Annotated in this window: 16 protein-coding genes; 7 read left to right on the top strand and 9 right to left on the bottom strand. The window is 61.2% G+C overall.

Annotated elements, in window-relative coordinates; genetic code table 11:
• Nucleotides 1-117: 117 nt before the first annotated feature.
• On the bottom strand, nt 118-2,703 hold the full coding sequence (locus HNP98_RS04575) for a M1 family metallopeptidase (protein WP_173808871.1): 2,586 nt from the start codon (nt 2,701-2,703) through the stop codon (nt 118-120).
• A 97-nt stretch (nt 2,704-2,800) separates the two neighbouring features.
• Here HNP98_RS04575 and HNP98_RS04570 point away from each other — a divergent pair, with 97 nt between their 5' ends.
• The 4 genes from HNP98_RS04570 to frr all read left to right on the top strand — a co-directional run bounded on the left by HNP98_RS04570 (nt 2,801) and on the right by frr (nt 5,106).
• Nucleotides 2,801-3,304 carry a biotin/lipoyl-containing protein gene (locus HNP98_RS04570; protein WP_173808870.1) on the top strand — a complete coding sequence of 168 codons (504 nt, stop codon included), beginning with the start codon at nt 2,801-2,803 and terminating at the stop codon, nt 3,302-3,304.
• 42 nt (nt 3,305-3,346) lie between these two features.
• Nucleotides 3,347-3,601 (top strand): hypothetical protein, encoded by a 255-nt coding sequence (locus HNP98_RS04565; RefSeq protein WP_173808869.1) that lies wholly within the window; start codon nt 3,347-3,349, stop codon nt 3,599-3,601.
• Nucleotides 3,602-3,641: 40 nt separating this feature from the next.
• Nucleotides 3,642-4,445, top strand: a complete 804-nt coding sequence (gene pyrH, locus HNP98_RS04560) for a UMP kinase (RefSeq protein WP_173808868.1) — start codon at nt 3,642-3,644, stop codon at nt 4,443-4,445.
• A gap of 97 nt (nt 4,446-4,542) precedes the next feature.
• Nucleotides 4,543-5,106 carry a ribosome recycling factor gene (gene frr, locus HNP98_RS04555; RefSeq protein WP_173808867.1) on the top strand — a complete coding sequence of 188 codons (564 nt, stop codon included), beginning with the start codon at nt 4,543-4,545 and terminating at the stop codon, nt 5,104-5,106.
• A 95-nt stretch (nt 5,107-5,201) separates the two neighbouring features.
• Here frr and nadD read toward each other — a convergent pair whose 3' ends face one another.
• The 7 genes from nadD to pnuC form a co-directional block, all read right to left on the bottom strand.
• Entirely contained in the window at nt 5,202-5,762 is a 561-nt protein-coding gene (gene nadD, locus HNP98_RS04550) for a nicotinate (nicotinamide) nucleotide adenylyltransferase (protein WP_173808866.1), read from the bottom strand.
• The gene (gene gmk / locus HNP98_RS04545) at nt 5,759-6,343 is read right to left on the bottom strand and encodes a guanylate kinase (RefSeq protein WP_173808865.1); all 585 of its coding nucleotides are present in this window, start codon (nt 6,341-6,343) and stop codon (nt 5,759-5,761) included. The genes nadD and gmk overlap by 4 nt, the downstream gene beginning before the upstream one ends.
• A gap of 19 nt (nt 6,344-6,362) precedes the next feature.
• The gene (locus tag HNP98_RS04540; protein ID WP_173808864.1) at nt 6,363-6,659 is read right to left on the bottom strand and encodes a hypothetical protein; all 297 of its coding nucleotides are present in this window, start codon (nt 6,657-6,659) and stop codon (nt 6,363-6,365) included.
• A gap of 42 nt (nt 6,660-6,701) precedes the next feature.
• Nucleotides 6,702-7,346, bottom strand: coding sequence for a sigma-70 family RNA polymerase sigma factor (locus HNP98_RS04535; protein WP_173808863.1), 645 nt, complete (start codon nt 7,344-7,346; stop codon nt 6,702-6,704).
• Between the two features lie 297 nt (nt 7,347-7,643).
• Nucleotides 7,644-8,681 (bottom strand): glycosyltransferase family 9 protein, encoded by a 1,038-nt coding sequence (locus HNP98_RS04530; protein WP_173808862.1) that lies wholly within the window; start codon nt 8,679-8,681, stop codon nt 7,644-7,646.
• A complete protein-coding gene (locus HNP98_RS04525) occupies nt 8,678-9,442 on the bottom strand; it encodes a glycosyltransferase family 2 protein (protein ID WP_173808861.1) in 765 nt (254 codons plus the stop codon). The genes HNP98_RS04530 and HNP98_RS04525 overlap by 4 nt, the downstream gene beginning before the upstream one ends.
• A gap of 91 nt (nt 9,443-9,533) precedes the next feature.
• Nucleotides 9,534-10,205 carry a nicotinamide riboside transporter PnuC gene (gene pnuC, locus HNP98_RS04520; RefSeq protein WP_173808860.1) on the bottom strand — a complete coding sequence of 224 codons (672 nt, stop codon included), beginning with the start codon at nt 10,203-10,205 and terminating at the stop codon, nt 9,534-9,536.
• 106 nt (nt 10,206-10,311) lie between these two features.
• On the opposite strand from pnuC, the gene HNP98_RS04515 reads away from it, so the two are divergent.
• Nucleotides 10,312-11,181, top strand: coding sequence for an SDR family oxidoreductase (locus HNP98_RS04515; protein WP_173808859.1), 870 nt, complete (start codon nt 10,312-10,314; stop codon nt 11,179-11,181).
• 76 nt (nt 11,182-11,257) lie between these two features.
• Here the strand turns inward: HNP98_RS04515 and ahcY are convergent, their stop codons facing one another.
• Entirely contained in the window at nt 11,258-12,577 is a 1,320-nt protein-coding gene (gene ahcY / locus HNP98_RS04510; RefSeq protein WP_173808858.1) for an adenosylhomocysteinase, read from the bottom strand.
• A gap of 101 nt (nt 12,578-12,678) precedes the next feature.
• On the opposite strand from ahcY, the gene HNP98_RS04505 reads away from it, so the two are divergent.
• Nucleotides 12,679-13,284, top strand: a complete 606-nt coding sequence (locus HNP98_RS04505; protein ID WP_173808857.1) for a hypothetical protein — start codon at nt 12,679-12,681, stop codon at nt 13,282-13,284.
• Nucleotides 13,285-13,352: 68 nt separating this feature from the next.
• The gene (locus HNP98_RS04500; RefSeq protein WP_173808856.1) at nt 13,353-14,597 is read left to right on the top strand and encodes a class I SAM-dependent methyltransferase; all 1,245 of its coding nucleotides are present in this window, start codon (nt 13,353-13,355) and stop codon (nt 14,595-14,597) included.
• Nucleotides 14,598-14,642 lie beyond the last annotated feature (45 nt).

The following is a 14,642-nucleotide window of genomic DNA, read 5'->3' as shown; positions in this document are numbered from 1 at the left end:
GACTACCTAATAGGTAATCTTTCGTAAGGAAGCGCAAAATTACTGCTTTTCTTTTACGAGGCAAGGGGTAGAGGCAAAAAAGGTCGTTCTTTTTCAACCAACCATGGGCAACTCATTCTACATCAAATTATAAAAAGCTTTCAACCGGTCGTCTGTTTCCTCGGCTTTGATCTTTTGAAGCGTGGCCTTGAGCGCGGGCATGCTGGGCAGAAGCTGTACAAGACCCTTATAAGCCCCTAAGCGCACGTCGTAGCGGGGCGCGTGACGGGCGTAATCTTCGAGAATATTACGGCCTTTATCGCACTCGATGGGCGGGATGTTGGCCATTAGGGCCCCGAAAGACTGCAAGTAGCTGTACAAGTCGCTCTCGGCCACGTCGGGTAAGCGGCGCAGGAACCATGCATACTGCTCGAGGGCCCCGTTGCGGGCGTAGTAGTCGGCTAGGCCCAGCAACAGCACGCCGCTGGTGGTGTTTTCGAGCGCAGTAGCTTGGGTCCGGGCATTAATGCTGGGGTTTTTGGCTAGCGTTGCAAGGGCAGCAGCGGCCACGGTGTAGGAGCTGTCGCTGAGGGCAGCCAAATAGACAGTGCCGTAGTTGCCATTGGGGAAACTGGCCAAAGTGGCCAGCGCCTGGGCCCGCACCTGGGGGTTGACATCGGTGGTGGCGACGCGCAACACGGCTTGGCGCACGGCATTGGTTTCCGGGCCCCGGTAGCGGCGGAGGTGGTCGAGCGCGGTGCGCCGCACGGCCCAAAACTTGTCGGTCAGGGCGTTGCGAAACAAAGTGCTCACCGGCAGCTCGGCGGTTTTGTTTTGGAGCAGTTCCATCGCATCCGCTTTTTGCTGGTAGCCCCGGGCGTGGTCGAACTGAAAGATCAACTCGTCCTGGGTACGCTCTTCATCGATTTGGGCCAGCAATTGCCCCTCGCTGTCGAATTTCACCAAGCTGGGGCGGTCGGCGGCAGGAAAAGTGAACGTCTGATTGGCTTTGGTAACGGCAAGGCGGTAATCAACGGGGCGTTCCTTTTGCCACACCGTCACGGTTACCGGCAAGCGGTACACGGGTTGGTACAGGGTGTCCTGCACTTGCTGCACGCGCAGTGTAACGGCCCCGTCGGTGTAGCCGTGGCTGATGCGCAGTTCGGGGTGCCCGCGCTGCAAAAACCACTGGTTGAAAAACCACATCAAATCTTCGCCCGTGGTTTCCTCAAAGGCCGTGCGGAGCTTAGATATTTCGACGGCCGACTGCTTGTTTTGGACGAGGTAACGGTTAAGTGCGGCGAAGAAAGCGTCGTCGCCCACGTACTTTCGCAGCATGTGCAGCACCCGCCCACCCTTGGCGTAGGAGTGGCGGTCGAACAAGTCTTCCCGCTCCTGGTAGCGGGCGCGGATGAGGGGCTCGCGCTTGCTTTGCGCCTCGTCGAGGTAGCTGGCCAGCTTGGTTTCCTGCACTAAGGCAGCTTCGTCGGCCCCGTATTTCTGTTCCGCCCACAGGTATTCGGCATAGTCAGCGAATGACTCGTTGAGGGGCAGGTTGCCCCACGACTTGCAGGTAACGTAGTCGCCAAACCAGTGGTGAAATACCTCGTGAACGATGATGGACTCGTTGCCGGCGTAGGTGGCGTCGAGCAGTTCGCGAAGCGTCACTTGCACGTTGGTGCCGTGCGTCACGGCGGTGGTGTTTTCCATGGCCCCGCTCACGTAGTCGCGCACCGCCACTTGGGCGTATTTATCCCAAGGGTAGTCCACGCCTAGCTTTTTTGAAAAGAACTCCAGCATCTCGGGGGTGTGACCAAACACGGCGCGGGCGGTACCCGCGTACGGCGGCTCGACGTAGTAATCGACGGACTTGCCGTGCCACACGTCGCTCACCACAGCGTAATTGCCCACTACCAACGTGGCCAGGTAGGGCGGTTGGGCCTGGCTTTGCCGCCAAGTGTCGGTGCGGGTACCATCGGGGTTGAACTTAGAAGAAATAAGCGAGCCGTTGGACAGGGTTTTGAATTGGTTTTCCACGGTCAGGCTTATTTCCTGTGTCATGCGCTGGTTGGGCCGGTCGATAGTGGGAAACCAGCAGGAATTAGATTCCGTCTCGCCCTGGGTCCAGATTTGTCGGGGCTTATTTTTTTCCAAGCCCAACGGATTGATAAAGTACAGACCCTTCGCCGCCGTGATGGCGGCCGACCCCCCGGCGGGCAACTCGTTAGGCTTGGCCACATAAACAATGCGCACTTGGTAGGCCTCGGTGCGCGGGTAGGCCCGGTCGAGGGTGAGCGTTAGTTGGCGCTTGTCGTAGCTGTACACCAAGGGTTTCACCTTGCGCTCACCCACCAGTTCCACTTTTTGAATGTCGAAGCCTTTAGCATCGAGTACTACTTGGCTTTGGGAATAAAAGTGCGAGCGGAGCGTGAGAATGGCCGTGCCCAGCAGGTACTGCTTCTTGTAGTCGAACCGCACGTCGAGTTTGGTATTCGTCACCTCGGTGAGAATAGTGGCGGCGGGCCGCAGCGGGGCCGTGGACGGCAGCCACGAAGGCACCGCTGTAGCGGCCGCGGCCGGCGCGGCCACTACAGCGGCGGGCCCCCGGCGGCGCGGGGCGGGGCGGGCGGCACCGACTGCCCCCCCGCTCCCGGCCTTTTGCCCCCAAACCACTCGCGGACTGGCCAGTAGCAGACCCAACAGGCCCGTAAGCAGATACTTCATAGCGGCGATAAAGGACGGAAAATCGCTGGAATTTCCGAAATAATTTGGGATTTGGGCTACCTTTAACCCCGCTCCCGCCCCACTTGCTCCGTTTTCCATGCTTCACATCAGCACCGATCCCGACCACATTTGGGAGGTTGACTACCGTACACCCACCGCTTTGCACCTCAACGGCCAGCCCTTCGCCTGGGATGTAGCCGCGTTGGGTCCCGGCCGCTTTCAAGTGCTGTACGGCGGCCGCTCATACGAAGCCGAAGTGGTGAGCGCCGATTACATCGCCAAGCAGTTCGTGCTGAAAATCAATGGTCAGCGCTTGGAGTTAAGTGCCAAAGACCGGTTTGATCTGTTATTGAAGCGCCTCGGGCTGAGCGCCGCCGCTGCGGTGCAAGTTAACGAGTTGAAAGCTCCTATGCCCGGCCTCATCGTGGACGTGCGGGTGCAGCCTGGGCAGGCTGTGCTCAAGGGTGACCCACTGCTGGTGCTGGAAGCCATGAAGATGGAAAATATCCTGAAAGCGCCAGCCGACGGCACGGTGAGTGCCATCAAAGTGAATTTGCGTGACAATGTGCAGAAAGGGCAGCTACTGGTGCAGTTTTCGTGACTCGCGCACGGCAGTGTCCACCACCCCTACTTCCAACCGCCAATGACCACCAAGGAACAATCCAAACAGCTGGGAGAAGTAATGGAGGTGTTGCGCAAACAAGACCGCACGGCAGAAGAAATTGCGCGAATGCGGGAGGGCCAAGGTGAACTGAAGACCCCAGTAATACGGGTGGAAAACCGTTTAGAAGATTTGGGCCGCAACGTGCCTGGGTCACGTCGCGGCACGGGAAAACACCAGCAAGAGACAACAGGAGGCCTAATGCAAATCACCGACTTGATTTGCGGCTTGAGGTGAGCGACCTATCGAATAACCCATTTTTAGCACACCGCATATTTTGAATTTCCAACGTATTCTCCTCAAGCTCAGCGGCGAAGCGCTGATGGGCCAGCAACAGTACGGCATTGATGCCGAGCGGCTGATGCAATACGCTTCAGAAATAAAGGCCGTGGCCGCTACGGGCGTGCAAGTGGCCGTGGTGATTGGCGGCGGCAACATCTACCGGGGGGCGCAAGCCGAAGCTTTTGGCCTGGACCGGGTGCAGGGCGACTACATGGGCATGCTGGCCACGGTCATCAACTCCATGGCCCTGCAAAGCGCCCTCGAAAAGCTCGACGTGAGCACCCGGCTACTCTCGGGCCTTACCATTCAGCGGGTGTGCGAGCCTTACATCCGGCGGCGGGCTGTGCGCCACCTGGAGAAAGGCCGCGTGGTAATTTTTGGGGCCGGCATTGGCTCGCCCTACTTCACCACCGACTCGGCGGCTTCGCTGCGGGCCATCGAGATTGAAGCAGACGTGGTGCTAAAGGGCACCCGCGTGGACGGCATCTACTCGGCCGATCCAGAGAAAGACCCCGCGGCGGTACGCTTCCCGTCCATCAGTTTCGATGAGGTAATTGCTAAAAACCTGAACGTAATGGACATGACGGCCTTCACGCTCTGCAAGGAAAACAACCTGCCCATCATCGTTTTCGACATGAACACCCCCGGTAACTTGGCCCGCCTACTGGCCGGCGAGCCCATGGGCACCTTGGTGAGCATGGACGGTACCGCCAACGCCCGGGCCCCCAAAACCCCGCTGCTCGACCCCAAACACAGCGCTTTGCAACCTTTAGTGGGCAACCAACCGGAACAGGCTTGAAAGATTCAGGCTATCGGGCGCTGAGTTTTAACTACTTTTTTAGCTCTGCCCAGCCCGCCTTCAGTACTCAACCTTTAAAAATTTAATAAGCCAGAAGATGGACGAAGAGATTCAGTTTTACCTCGACGACGCCGTAGAATCGATGGGCAAGGCCCTTTCGCACGTAGGCGTGGAAATGGGCCGCATCCGGGCCGGTAAAGCTTCGCCGGCCATGCTCGAGGGCCTCAAGGTAGATTACTACGGCACGCCAACGCCCATCGGTCAGGTGGCCAATATTTCGGCCCCCGACGCCCGCTCGTTGCTCATCAAGCCCTGGGAGAAAAACATGGTGAGCGAGGTAGCCAAGGCCATTAAAAACAGCGACTTGGGGTTGAACCCGGTTTCGGATGCCGATGGCGTGCGGCTCAACGTTCCGGCCATGACCGAAGAGCGCCGCCGCGACTTAGTGAAGCAAGCTAAAAACGAGTCGGAAGCCGGAAAAATACGGATGCGCGGCATCCGCAAAGACGTGAACGAAGCCCTGCGCAAGCTGTTGAAAGACGGCGCTTCGGAAGACGCCATTAAAAGCGCCGAAGAGAAAGTACAGAAGGCCACCGACAGCTACATTACGGAGGTAGAAAGAGCCTTTAGCAAGAAGGAATCAGAGATTATGACTATCTGAATAGGTCCAGCCATCTCCTTAAAAAGCCCCGCCCGCTCCGCGCAGGCGGGGCTTTTTGTTTGGACGGCCGGTTAAACAACGCCCGCGCTGGCCAGCTACTTGAGCAATTCGGCCTCGACGGCGGCGGGCACGAGGTAGCGAATGGAACGGCCGGTGCGCAGGCTTTCGCGGACGTAGGTGGCGGAAATGTCCAGCAGGGGCGCGGCCAGCACCCGGGCCCGGGGGAAAGCAGCCACGTCCACGGGGGTGCTGCCAAAACGGGGGTAAACGTAGATATCGATTTCGGCCAGCAGACGAGCGGCTTCTTGCCAGCGCGGCAACCCGGCGAGGTTGTCGGCCCCCATCAGCAGCACAAAATCGGTGGCGGGGTGGCGCTGGCGCAGGGCGTCGAGTGTGGCAATGGTGTAGCTGGGGCGCGGCAGGCCAAACTCAACGTCGTCGGCCCGCAGGCGCGGGTTGCCGGCGATGGCCAGCTGCACAAGGCGCAGGCGTTCGGCGTCGGGCAGCAAGCCGGCAGCAGCCTTAAATGGGTTGTGGGGCGTGACGACTAACCAGACTTCGGCCAGGTCGGTGCGGGTGGCGAAGTACTCGGCCAAAATGAGGTGGCCGATGTGCACGGGATTGAATGAGCCGAACAGCAGGCCCACGCGGCTCATACAGCGTCGGGGTCCGCGGTGATGAAGTCGCGCACCAGCTTCTCCGCCTGGTCGCTGGCCTGGTCGAGGTCGTCGTTGACGACCGTTACATCAAAACGGTCTTCAAAGGCCAACTCAAAAGCGGCCTTGTAAAGGCGCGACGAGATGCTGGACTGGGAGTCAGTGGCGCGGGCTTGGAGGCGTTCGCCCAACGCCTCGATGGATGGCGGGCGCACAAACACGGCCAAGGCGCGGTCTTTATAGAATTCCTTGATGCTGAGGCCACCCTTCACGTCTACGTCGAGGATGGCATGCTGGCCGCTGGCCCAAATGCGCTCAATCTCTGATTTCAGGGTGCCGTAGAAAGCCCCTTCGTACACTTCCTCCCACTCCACAAATTCATCGTGGCGAATTTTCTCCTGAAAATCCTGTGGGGTAATGAAGTAGTAGTCCTTGCCATTGACTTCGGCCCGGCCGCGACGGTCGCGGGTGCAGGCTGAAATGGAAAAACTGAGTTTGGGCACCCGCTGCATCAGCCGGTGCACAATGGTAGTCTTTCCGGCCCCGGAAGGCGCCGAGAACACGATGATTTTGCCTTGCATCGCGCAAAGCTAGCGGCTTTTAGGCCATTTCAGCGCGTACGCGCGCCATGATGGACTGCGGAAGGCCATCAGGGCTGGCCTTACGGCTGAGGCGAGCATTGAGGAAACCGATGAAAACGTGTTGCTTCTTAATGTCGTCGAAGCAAGGCGAGCAATCGGTGCCGTGGTCGTACAAAAAATCCTCGTCCTCGGCCGTGACGGGCTGGCCGTCGGCGATTTGTTCTAGAACAGTGTTCACGCGTTCGCAGTCGGGGCCGCTGGCGGGTAAAACAGCGGGAGCCGACGTATTGGTGGAAATAGTAGCAGCTGGGTTCATAACCTGAAGCGTGAGGGAAGAAAAGTAGACCTGTTATGTGGGCTAATCATTCTCATCGTCGGGAAGTTCCGCTGCCGCTTGCAATTCGTCGTGGCCATAGCCCATTGATTGGGCGTAACGCTCAAGTTTATCTTTGAGGAAATTGCGGGCCCGGTGCAAGCGCGAACGTACCGTACCAATCGGAATATCAAGCACTTTAGCCATTTCCTCGTAAGTAAAGCCTTCCAGGTCGCAGAGGATGATAACGGTGCGGAAATCGACGGGCAAAGAGTTGAGGGCCCCGGCCACCTCGTCGCCGATTAAATCGCGCGCCGACTGCTGGCGCATATCGGACGACGAGGCCCCGATTTCGCCCTCGGCCTCCACGTCGTCAGGGTTGTAATAACCCTCTATTTCACTATAATCGACTTTGGCGGGCTGCTTGCTTTTCTTACGGAAATCGTTAATAAACGAATTTTTCAGAATACGGAAGAGCCAAGCCTTGGCGTTGGTGCCGGGCTCGAAGTACTCAAAAAAGCGGTAGGCTTTGAGGTAGGTCTCCTGCACGAGGTCGTTGGCATCGTCCTCGTCGAGCGTTAGGCGGTAGGCAAAGTTGTAGAGCGGGTCAATGATAGGCATCAACTCGGCCTGGAAGCGCCGGTCTTTTTCCTCTTTGCTCAGTTTGACCCGTTCGGGAGAATCGCTCATAAAAAAGGTCGGATATATAACTAAAGTGCAACCTACAAAAGAGCCAACAGAAAGAACCGTAGCCATTGCATAAGCAACAACGGCCGCTAAAGTTGCAGTTGTTGAGCGCTGCCCCGCGTCCCGATGACTTTCGGCGTGTTCCAGCCAAACGCAAAGTTGCTTCAACCCGCTGGAAACGCCGAAACGGACCCAGCAAGCAGCTTTACACGAAGGAACGCGGTGGACGGCCGGATGTACGGGTGGCAGCGGGTCCCGGGTTGCGCCGGGCCTGCCGTGGCTCGCCAATGGCTGGTGCTATTACCCCAGGAGCAGGGGTTGCCAAGCCGTTACCCGCGCCGCCACGGCCGCCGCCTCAATGGCCTTGATGCAGGTGCAGGCGGCCGGCTGGGCACGGCAGTCCTGGCAGTTGGGCCGGTCGAAGACCAGGTACTCGGCCCGGGGCCCCAGGGGGCCCCAGCGGCCGGGGTGCATGGGCCGGATGGGCGGGTACAGCCCCAGCGCGTGGCGGCCCAGCGCGGCGGCTAAGTGCAGGGGCCCCGTGCTGCCCGCCACAATGCCGTCGGCGGCAGCCAGGAAGGCCAGGAATTGCGGCATGGCCAATTGCCCGGTGAGGTCGGCGGCCAGATAGGGCGTGTTGGCGGTGAGCCAGTCGGCCAGCTCGGCGCCCTCGGTGGCCGTGCCGGTAACGAACACGCGGTGGCCGGCGGCGTGCAGGCGCTGCGCCAAGTGGCCAAAATTGTCCAGGCCCCACTCGCGGGCGCTGCCGCGGCTGCGCGGGTGCAGCACCACGTTGAGCTGGCCGGGGCGGCGCTGGGCCAGCAGCAGCTGCCACGGGGCCCCCAGCGGCGCGGGGGCCCGCAGGCGCACTGAGTCGGCCACGGCGGGGAGGGCCAGGGCGTCCGCGCTGCCCAGGGGCTTGAGGAGCTGCAGGTTGAGCTGGGCTTCGTGCAGGGGCGAGTGGCGGCGGCTGAGGGCCACCAGGCGGTTGCAGTTTAGCCAGTGCCACCAGCGGTTGCGGGTACCGATGCGCACCGGGATGCCCGCCCGCCGGGCCAAGATGGCCAGGGCCCGGTTGGGGAACACGTGGACGATGACCAGGGCCCCGTACGCCCGCAGGGCCCCTACTTGCGCGGCCACGGGCAGCTGTTGCAGCGCGTCGAAGTCCAGCACTTCGTCCACCCACGGGCAGGCGGCGGCCACCGGCGCGGTGTAAGCGCGGCCGATGAACACCACCCGGCACCCCGGAAACAGCTGTTTCAGGCGGCCGGCCACGGGCAGGGTCAGCACCACGTCGCCGATGGCGTCGGTGCGGGAAACGAGGAAGGTGGGGTTCATGCTTCGGCGCGTTCGGTGCGGGTTTTCAGCTTCGCGAATTTTAAAAATACGCCCCAGGCCGAGAGGCTGGCGATGCACAACCCGGCAAACCCGTCGAGGAAACCCAGCCGCAGGAAGTAGCCGTGGACGAACTTCCAGAACGGCTTGAGCAGCAAGTGAAACAACGTGACGCGCGTTTGGCCGCGCAGGGCCCGCTCCTGGGCGGTGATGCTGGTAAACTTATTTAACTGGCTGACGTGCTGCGCAATGGAATGGTACGAGTAGTGCAGTGCATCGCCGGCCAGGGCCCCGGTGGTGCGGCCGGGGGCCACTTCGTAATGCTCGTGCAGCAGCAGGCCTTCCCAGCGACCCAGGCGGCGGTCGTAGAGGCGCAGCTTACGGTCAGGGTACCAGCCGCCGTGGCGCACCCAGTGGCCGCAGTAGTTGGTGAGGCGAGTCAGGGCGTAGGCCGCGTGCTGCCAGTCGGCCTTGGCCTGGCGGATGCTTTGACGCAGCTCGTCGGTCAGCACTTCGTCGGCATCGAGCTGCAGCACGTGGTCGAAGCGGGCCTGGGCGGTGGCAAAGTTCTTTTGTTCGACGTAGCCGGCAAAGATGTGCTGCACCACGCGGGCCCCGTGCGCCCGGCAGATGGCCACTGTATTGTCGGTCGAAAATGAATCGACTACCAGTACTTCATCGGCCACGTCGGCCAGGGCACCCAGGCAGCGGCCGATGTTGGCCGCTTCGTTGAAAGTGATGACGACGACGGAGAGCGAGACCATTTATTTTAGCTGTTAGCTGAGAGCTGTTAGCTGGTAGCCTTTTAGAATGAGTTTATCAGTCAGAACCAAAAAAGCTAACAGCTAATAGCTTTCAGCTAACGGCTTGGTAAGAGCGGAACTCACGCGTCCAGTGGTAGGCCCCGTAGGCCGCCACCGCGCAGAATAATCCGTACTCGACGCCCACGAACTTGATGCCTTTCAAGAAGTAGACGTAAGTGAGCACCACGTCGGCTAGCAGCCACACGTACCAGCTTTCTACTTTTTTGCGCATTAGCAGGAACGTGGCCGCGATGCTGAGCACCGTGGTGAACGAATCGAGGTAGGGAAATGCGCTGGGCTTGCTGAATACCAACGGCAGCCACGTGTGCAGGCGCTGGGCCAAGGCTCCCAGCGCGGCCGTGGCCACGGCTGCGCCGCCGCTGGCCAGCAGCAGCACGCGGCGCGGGGTGTAGGTGATGCGTAATTCCTGCTTCTGGCCGGCCTCGCGCGGGGCGGGGTGCGTCCACTCCCACCACCCAATCAGGCTGGTTACGAAGAAAAACACTTGTAAAAATGTGTCTGGGTAAAGCTGCACCTGAAAAAACAGGAAAAACGACAGCACGATGCCCACCAGACTCAGCGGCCAGCTCCACACGTTAGCCCGGGCCGAAAGCCACACCGCCACGGCCCCCGTTACCACCCCAAAAAATTCGAGGTAGCTCATGGGATACCCAAAACCGGGCACCGTAAAAAAGATGGTTTCGACGCTAAAAAAATCGGACATGGGGCAAAGCTAAACACCCACCCGCCGCCCGAGCCGGCAAAATATTCCGGGCGCTGGGCCGTCGTGTCGCGTATAAGTGCACGGCAATCACCTTTTGTTCTCTTCCATGTCCGATTTGCAAGACAAAATCATTCTCATCACCGGGGCCACATCCGGCATCGGCAAGGTTACGGCCCACGAGCTGGCGCGGCGCGGGGCGCACGTCGTGCTGCTGGCCCGCAACCGCGCCAAAGCTGCCAGCACCCGCCAGGAAATCATCGACGCCACCGGCAACCCGCACGTCGACACGGCCCTGGCCGACCTCTCGGTGCTGCAACAGGTGCGCGACGTGGCCGCCGAAATCAATGCCCAGTACCCGCGCCTCGACGTGCTCATCAACAACGCCGGCCTCATGTTTGGGGCCCAGCGCGAAGTATCGGCCGACGGCTACGAGATGACGCTGGCCACCAACCACCTGGGGCCCTTTCTGCTCACGAGCCTGCTGTTCGATTTGCTCCGCAAAAGCCCCGCCGCCCGCGTCGTCAACGTGGCTTCGATGGCCTACCGCTTCTCCAAGCCCACGCTCGACGATTTTCAGTCGGAGCGCAGCTACTCGCCCATTTGGGAGTACGGCAACACGAAGCTGTTCAACATCATGTTCACGCAGGAGCTGGCCCGGCGGCTGCGCGGCCACGGCATCGCCAACGTGACGACCAACGCGCTGCACCCCGGCGCGGTGGCCACCAACTACGGCAAGCAGTCGGGCGGCTGGCTTTCGGCTGTGCTGGAACTGGGTCGCCCGTTCATGATTTCGCCCGCGAAAGGGGCCGAAACCAGCATTTTTCTGGCCACTGATGCCCAAGCCGGCACCGTGAGCGGCGGTTATTTTTCCAAGAAAAAAGCCGAGCCAGTAAAGAGCAGCTTCAATACGCCTGCCAACGCCCAGCGCCTGTGGGCGATGAGCGAGCAGCTGACGGGCACCCAGTTTCTAGATTAATAGCTGGGGCCCTATTCCACAAAAACCCCGCCCGGCATTGCGCCAGGCGGGGTTTTCTTTACCGGTAACGGGCGGCTTAGTAGCGGTACAGGTCCGACTTGAACGGGCCTTCCACCGTCACCTTGATATAATCGGCCTGGTGCGTCGTTAGCTCGTCCAGCTCCACGCCGATTTTGGCGAGGTGCAGGCGGGCCACTTTCTCGTCCAGGTGCTTGGGCAGCGTGTATACCTGGTTGGCGTACTGGTCGTTGCGCTCCCACAGCTCGATCTGGGCCAGCACTTGGTTGGTGAACGACGCCGACATCACGAACGAGGGATGGCCGGTGGCGCAGCCCAGGTTCACGAGACGGCCTTCGGCGAGGATGATGACCTCTTTGCCGTCGATGTTGTAGATGTCCACCTGCGGCTTCACCGTGTCTTTGGTGTGGCCGTAGTTGCCGTTCAGCCACGCCATGTCAATCTCGTCGTCGAAGTGGCCAATATTGCACACGATGGCTTTGTCCTTCAGGCTGCGGAAGTGCTCCTCGGTGAGGATGTCGCAGTTGCCGGTGGCCGTCACCACGATGTCGGCTTCCTTTACAGCGTTGACCAGCTTCTTCACGGCGTAACCGTCCATGGCCGCTTGCAGGGCGCAGATGGGGTCGATTTCCGTCACGATGACGCGGGCCCCGGCGCCGCTCAGCGAGGCCGCGGTGCCTTTTCCTACGTCGCCGTAGCCGGCCACCACGGCCACTTTGCCGGCCATCATCACGTCGGTAGCCCGGCGAATGGCGTCCACGGCCGACTCTTTGCAGCCGTACTTGTTGTCAAATTTCGACTTCGTTACCGAGTCGTTCACGTTGATGGCGGGAAAAGCCAGCGTACCGTTTTTTACCCGCTCGTAGAGGCGGAGCACGCCGGTCGTTGTCTCTTCCGACACGCCTTTGATGCCGGCAGCCAACTCGGGGAACTGGTTCAGCACCATGTTGGTGAGGTCGCCGCCGTCGTCCAGAATCATGTTCAGCGGCTGGCGCTCCTCGCCGAAGAACAGCGTCTGCTCGATGCACCAGTTGAATTCTTCCTCGTTCATGCCCTTCCAGGCGTATACCGGGATGCCAGCGGCGGCAATAGCCGCTGCGGCGTGGTCCTGGGTCGAGAAAATATTGCACGACGACCACGTCACCTCAGCGCCCAGCGCCTTCAGGGTTTCGATGAGCACGGCGGTTTGGATGGTCATGTGCAGGCAGCCGGCAATGCGGGCCCCCTTGAAGGGCTGCTGGGCACCGAACTCCTCGCGCAAGGCCATCAGACCAGGCATTTCGGCTTCGGCGAGGCGGATTTCTTTGCGGCCCCACTCGGCCAGCGACATGTCTTTTACCTTGTAGGGAACGTAGGTGTTCGTCTTGGTTTCTACCATGATAGAGGTTAATTTGGTATGGTCGTGTTCAACCGCAAAGATATGAAATTGTTTGGTTGGCGTGGCCGGAGGGCCAGGGGTGGGGGACCTATCTTTGCCTGATGCAACCTTTTCTTCAGGCCTTGTTATCGGCTCCTCGCCTGGCCGTGCTGGCCGCCTCCTTGGCTTTCGTGGGCCCGGCCTGCGCCCAGGCCCCGGCCACTATTCGCCTCCAGCCCGACGACCTGGCCCGCGGCCTGAGCGGGCCCCAGCACAACTTTTACTTCCTGCCTCCCGGCGTAGAGGGCGAGAACTACGTGAACGCCGGCTTTTTTGGCCAGAAGCTGCGCCCCTACCTGGGCACCAACGCCGATGCCCTGAGCAACCTGGCCGACTACCGCCGCCAAAAAACCTTTTTCCTGGCCGACCGCCTCGTGGCCGTGGGGGCCTTGGGCCTGTACGGGGCCGAGGTGTTCGCCAAAAACGGCGAGACGCAGTATTTCAACGGCACCCAGCAAGTGGCCGCCGGCCTGTTCGCGGCCAGCATTTTGGCCACTATCGTCATCAACCGCCACACCAACGAGCACTTGCAGCGGGCCGTAACGGCCTACAACAACGGGCTGCCTGGCACCCACGGCAGCTGGTGGCGCCAGTTGCCGCCTAGCACCATCGGGCTGCGCCCGGCGGCCACGGGCCACCCCCTGCTGGCCGTAGGCTGGGCCCTGTAGTAGGCCCTTTGGGTGGGCAGCAGGCATTTTTTGCGCCGCATGCGGCGTTTTTTCGTATACCCGGTCCCATGGAATTCCCCTTGCCCGAGGCGGCCCGTCGCTACGTGGCCGCCCACTTGCACGACGACCCTGCCCACTTGGCCCTGCAAGCCCGCCGTCACCCCGGCCTGCCCGTACCCGAGCTGGTGCGCCAGATTCAGGCCCGCCAGAAGGCCCAGACCAAGCTGCCAACCTGGGCCGCCAACCCCGACCTCATCTTTCCCCCCGCCCTCTCGGTCGAGCAGGCTTCGTCGGACCGCACGGCGGCGTTCAAGGCCGGCTTAGTGAGTGGCGAGCGGCTGGCTGACCTCACCGGTGGCTTCGGGGCCGACGCGGCGCACTTTGCCACCCGCGTGACGCAGGTTGATTACGTGGAGCGCAACGCCCAGTTGGCGGCCGTGGTACGGTACAATTTCCAGCTGCTTGGCATTGAAAACGTGGCCGTGCGCCACGCCGATGCCCTAGCATTTCTCAAGGAGACGCCGCACCACTACGACTGGATTTACCTCGACCCGGCCCGGCGCGACACCGCTTCGCGCAAGATTTTTCGACTGGCCGACTGCGAGCCCGACGTGTTGCGCCTGCTGCCCCTGCTGTTGCGCAAGGCCGACCATGTGCTGCTGAAAACGTCGCCCATGCTCGACATCGAGCAGGCCGTGCAGGAGTTGCAACACGTGCGTCGCCTCTGGGTGCTGGCCCTCGACAACGAAGTAAAAGAAGTGCTGTACGAGCTGGGCCCCGAGCCCGCCGTGGACCCCGAGCGCTTCGCCCTGAACCTGCGCCGCGACGGCACCCGCCAGGAATTTCGCCTCAACCGGGCCCGCGAGGGCCGTGCCGTGCCCCGCTACGCCGAGGCCCAGCAGTTCCTTTACGAGCCCAACGCGGCGGTGCTGAAGGCCGGGGCGTTTCGCAGCGTGGGCACGGCGTTCGAACTGTTAAAGTTGCACCAGCACAGCCACCTGTACACGTCTGGCACGCTGCGGGCCGACTTTCCGGGGCGCATCTTCCGGGTGCTGGCGGTGGAGAAGGCCGACGGCCCAACCCTGAAGGCGCACCTGGGCCCCGAGGCCCGCGCCCACGTCACAACCCGAAACTTTCCCGATTCGGTGGCCGATTTCCGGCTCCGCACCGGTATCCGCGAAGGCGGCGACACATACCTTTTTGCCACCACTGACCTACGGGGTCGGCCCGTGGTGCTGGTGTGCGCGAAAGCCGTACTGCCCAACATAAACGGTACGGAGGCCGCAGGCGTGGCTTCGGGCGGCGTGGCGTAGTTTTGCTCTCCGTCCGCGGGCCGGCTTTGGCCGGGGCCCCGGCCG

It is taken from the genome of Hymenobacter caeli (genome assembly GCF_013294115.1).
GTDB lineage: Bacteria > Bacteroidota > Bacteroidia > Cytophagales > Hymenobacteraceae > Hymenobacter > Hymenobacter caeli.
The sequence above is the reverse complement of the archived record's forward strand: the minus strand, read 5'-3'. Positions and strand labels throughout refer to the sequence as shown.

Excerpts from the sequence above, each read along its gene's own strand:
- HNP98_RS04575 (WP_173808871.1), bottom strand. The coding sequence starts at position 2,703 with ATGAAGTATCTGCTTACGGGCCTGTTGGGTCTGCTACTGGCCAGTCCG.
- HNP98_RS04570 (WP_173808870.1), top strand. The coding sequence starts at position 2,801 with ATGCTTCACATCAGCACCGATCCCGACCACATTTGGGAGGTTGACTAC.
- HNP98_RS04565 (WP_173808869.1), top strand. The coding sequence starts at position 3,347 with ATGACCACCAAGGAACAATCCAAACAGCTGGGAGAAGTAATGGAGGTG.
- frr (WP_173808867.1), top strand. The coding sequence starts at position 4,543 with ATGGACGAAGAGATTCAGTTTTACCTCGACGACGCCGTAGAATCGATG.
- nadD (WP_173808866.1), bottom strand. The coding sequence starts at position 5,762 with ATGAGCCGCGTGGGCCTGCTGTTCGGCTCATTCAATCCCGTGCACATC.
- gmk (WP_173808865.1), bottom strand. The coding sequence starts at position 6,343 with ATGCAAGGCAAAATCATCGTGTTCTCGGCGCCTTCCGGGGCCGGAAAG.
- HNP98_RS04540 (WP_173808864.1), bottom strand. The coding sequence starts at position 6,659 with ATGAACCCAGCTGCTACTATTTCCACCAATACGTCGGCTCCCGCTGTT.
- HNP98_RS04535 (WP_173808863.1), bottom strand. The coding sequence starts at position 7,346 with ATGAGCGATTCTCCCGAACGGGTCAAACTGAGCAAAGAGGAAAAAGAC.
- HNP98_RS04530 (WP_173808862.1), bottom strand. The coding sequence starts at position 8,681 with ATGAACCCCACCTTCCTCGTTTCCCGCACCGACGCCATCGGCGACGTG.
- HNP98_RS04525 (WP_173808861.1), bottom strand. The coding sequence starts at position 9,442 with ATGGTCTCGCTCTCCGTCGTCGTCATCACTTTCAACGAAGCGGCCAAC.
- pnuC (WP_173808860.1), bottom strand. The coding sequence starts at position 10,205 with ATGTCCGATTTTTTTAGCGTCGAAACCATCTTTTTTACGGTGCCCGGT.
- HNP98_RS04515 (WP_173808859.1), top strand. The coding sequence starts at position 10,312 with ATGTCCGATTTGCAAGACAAAATCATTCTCATCACCGGGGCCACATCC.
- ahcY (WP_173808858.1), bottom strand. The coding sequence starts at position 12,577 with ATGGTAGAAACCAAGACGAACACCTACGTTCCCTACAAGGTAAAAGAC.
- HNP98_RS04505 (WP_173808857.1), top strand. The coding sequence starts at position 12,679 with ATGCAACCTTTTCTTCAGGCCTTGTTATCGGCTCCTCGCCTGGCCGTG.
- HNP98_RS04500 (WP_173808856.1), top strand. The coding sequence starts at position 13,353 with ATGGAATTCCCCTTGCCCGAGGCGGCCCGTCGCTACGTGGCCGCCCAC.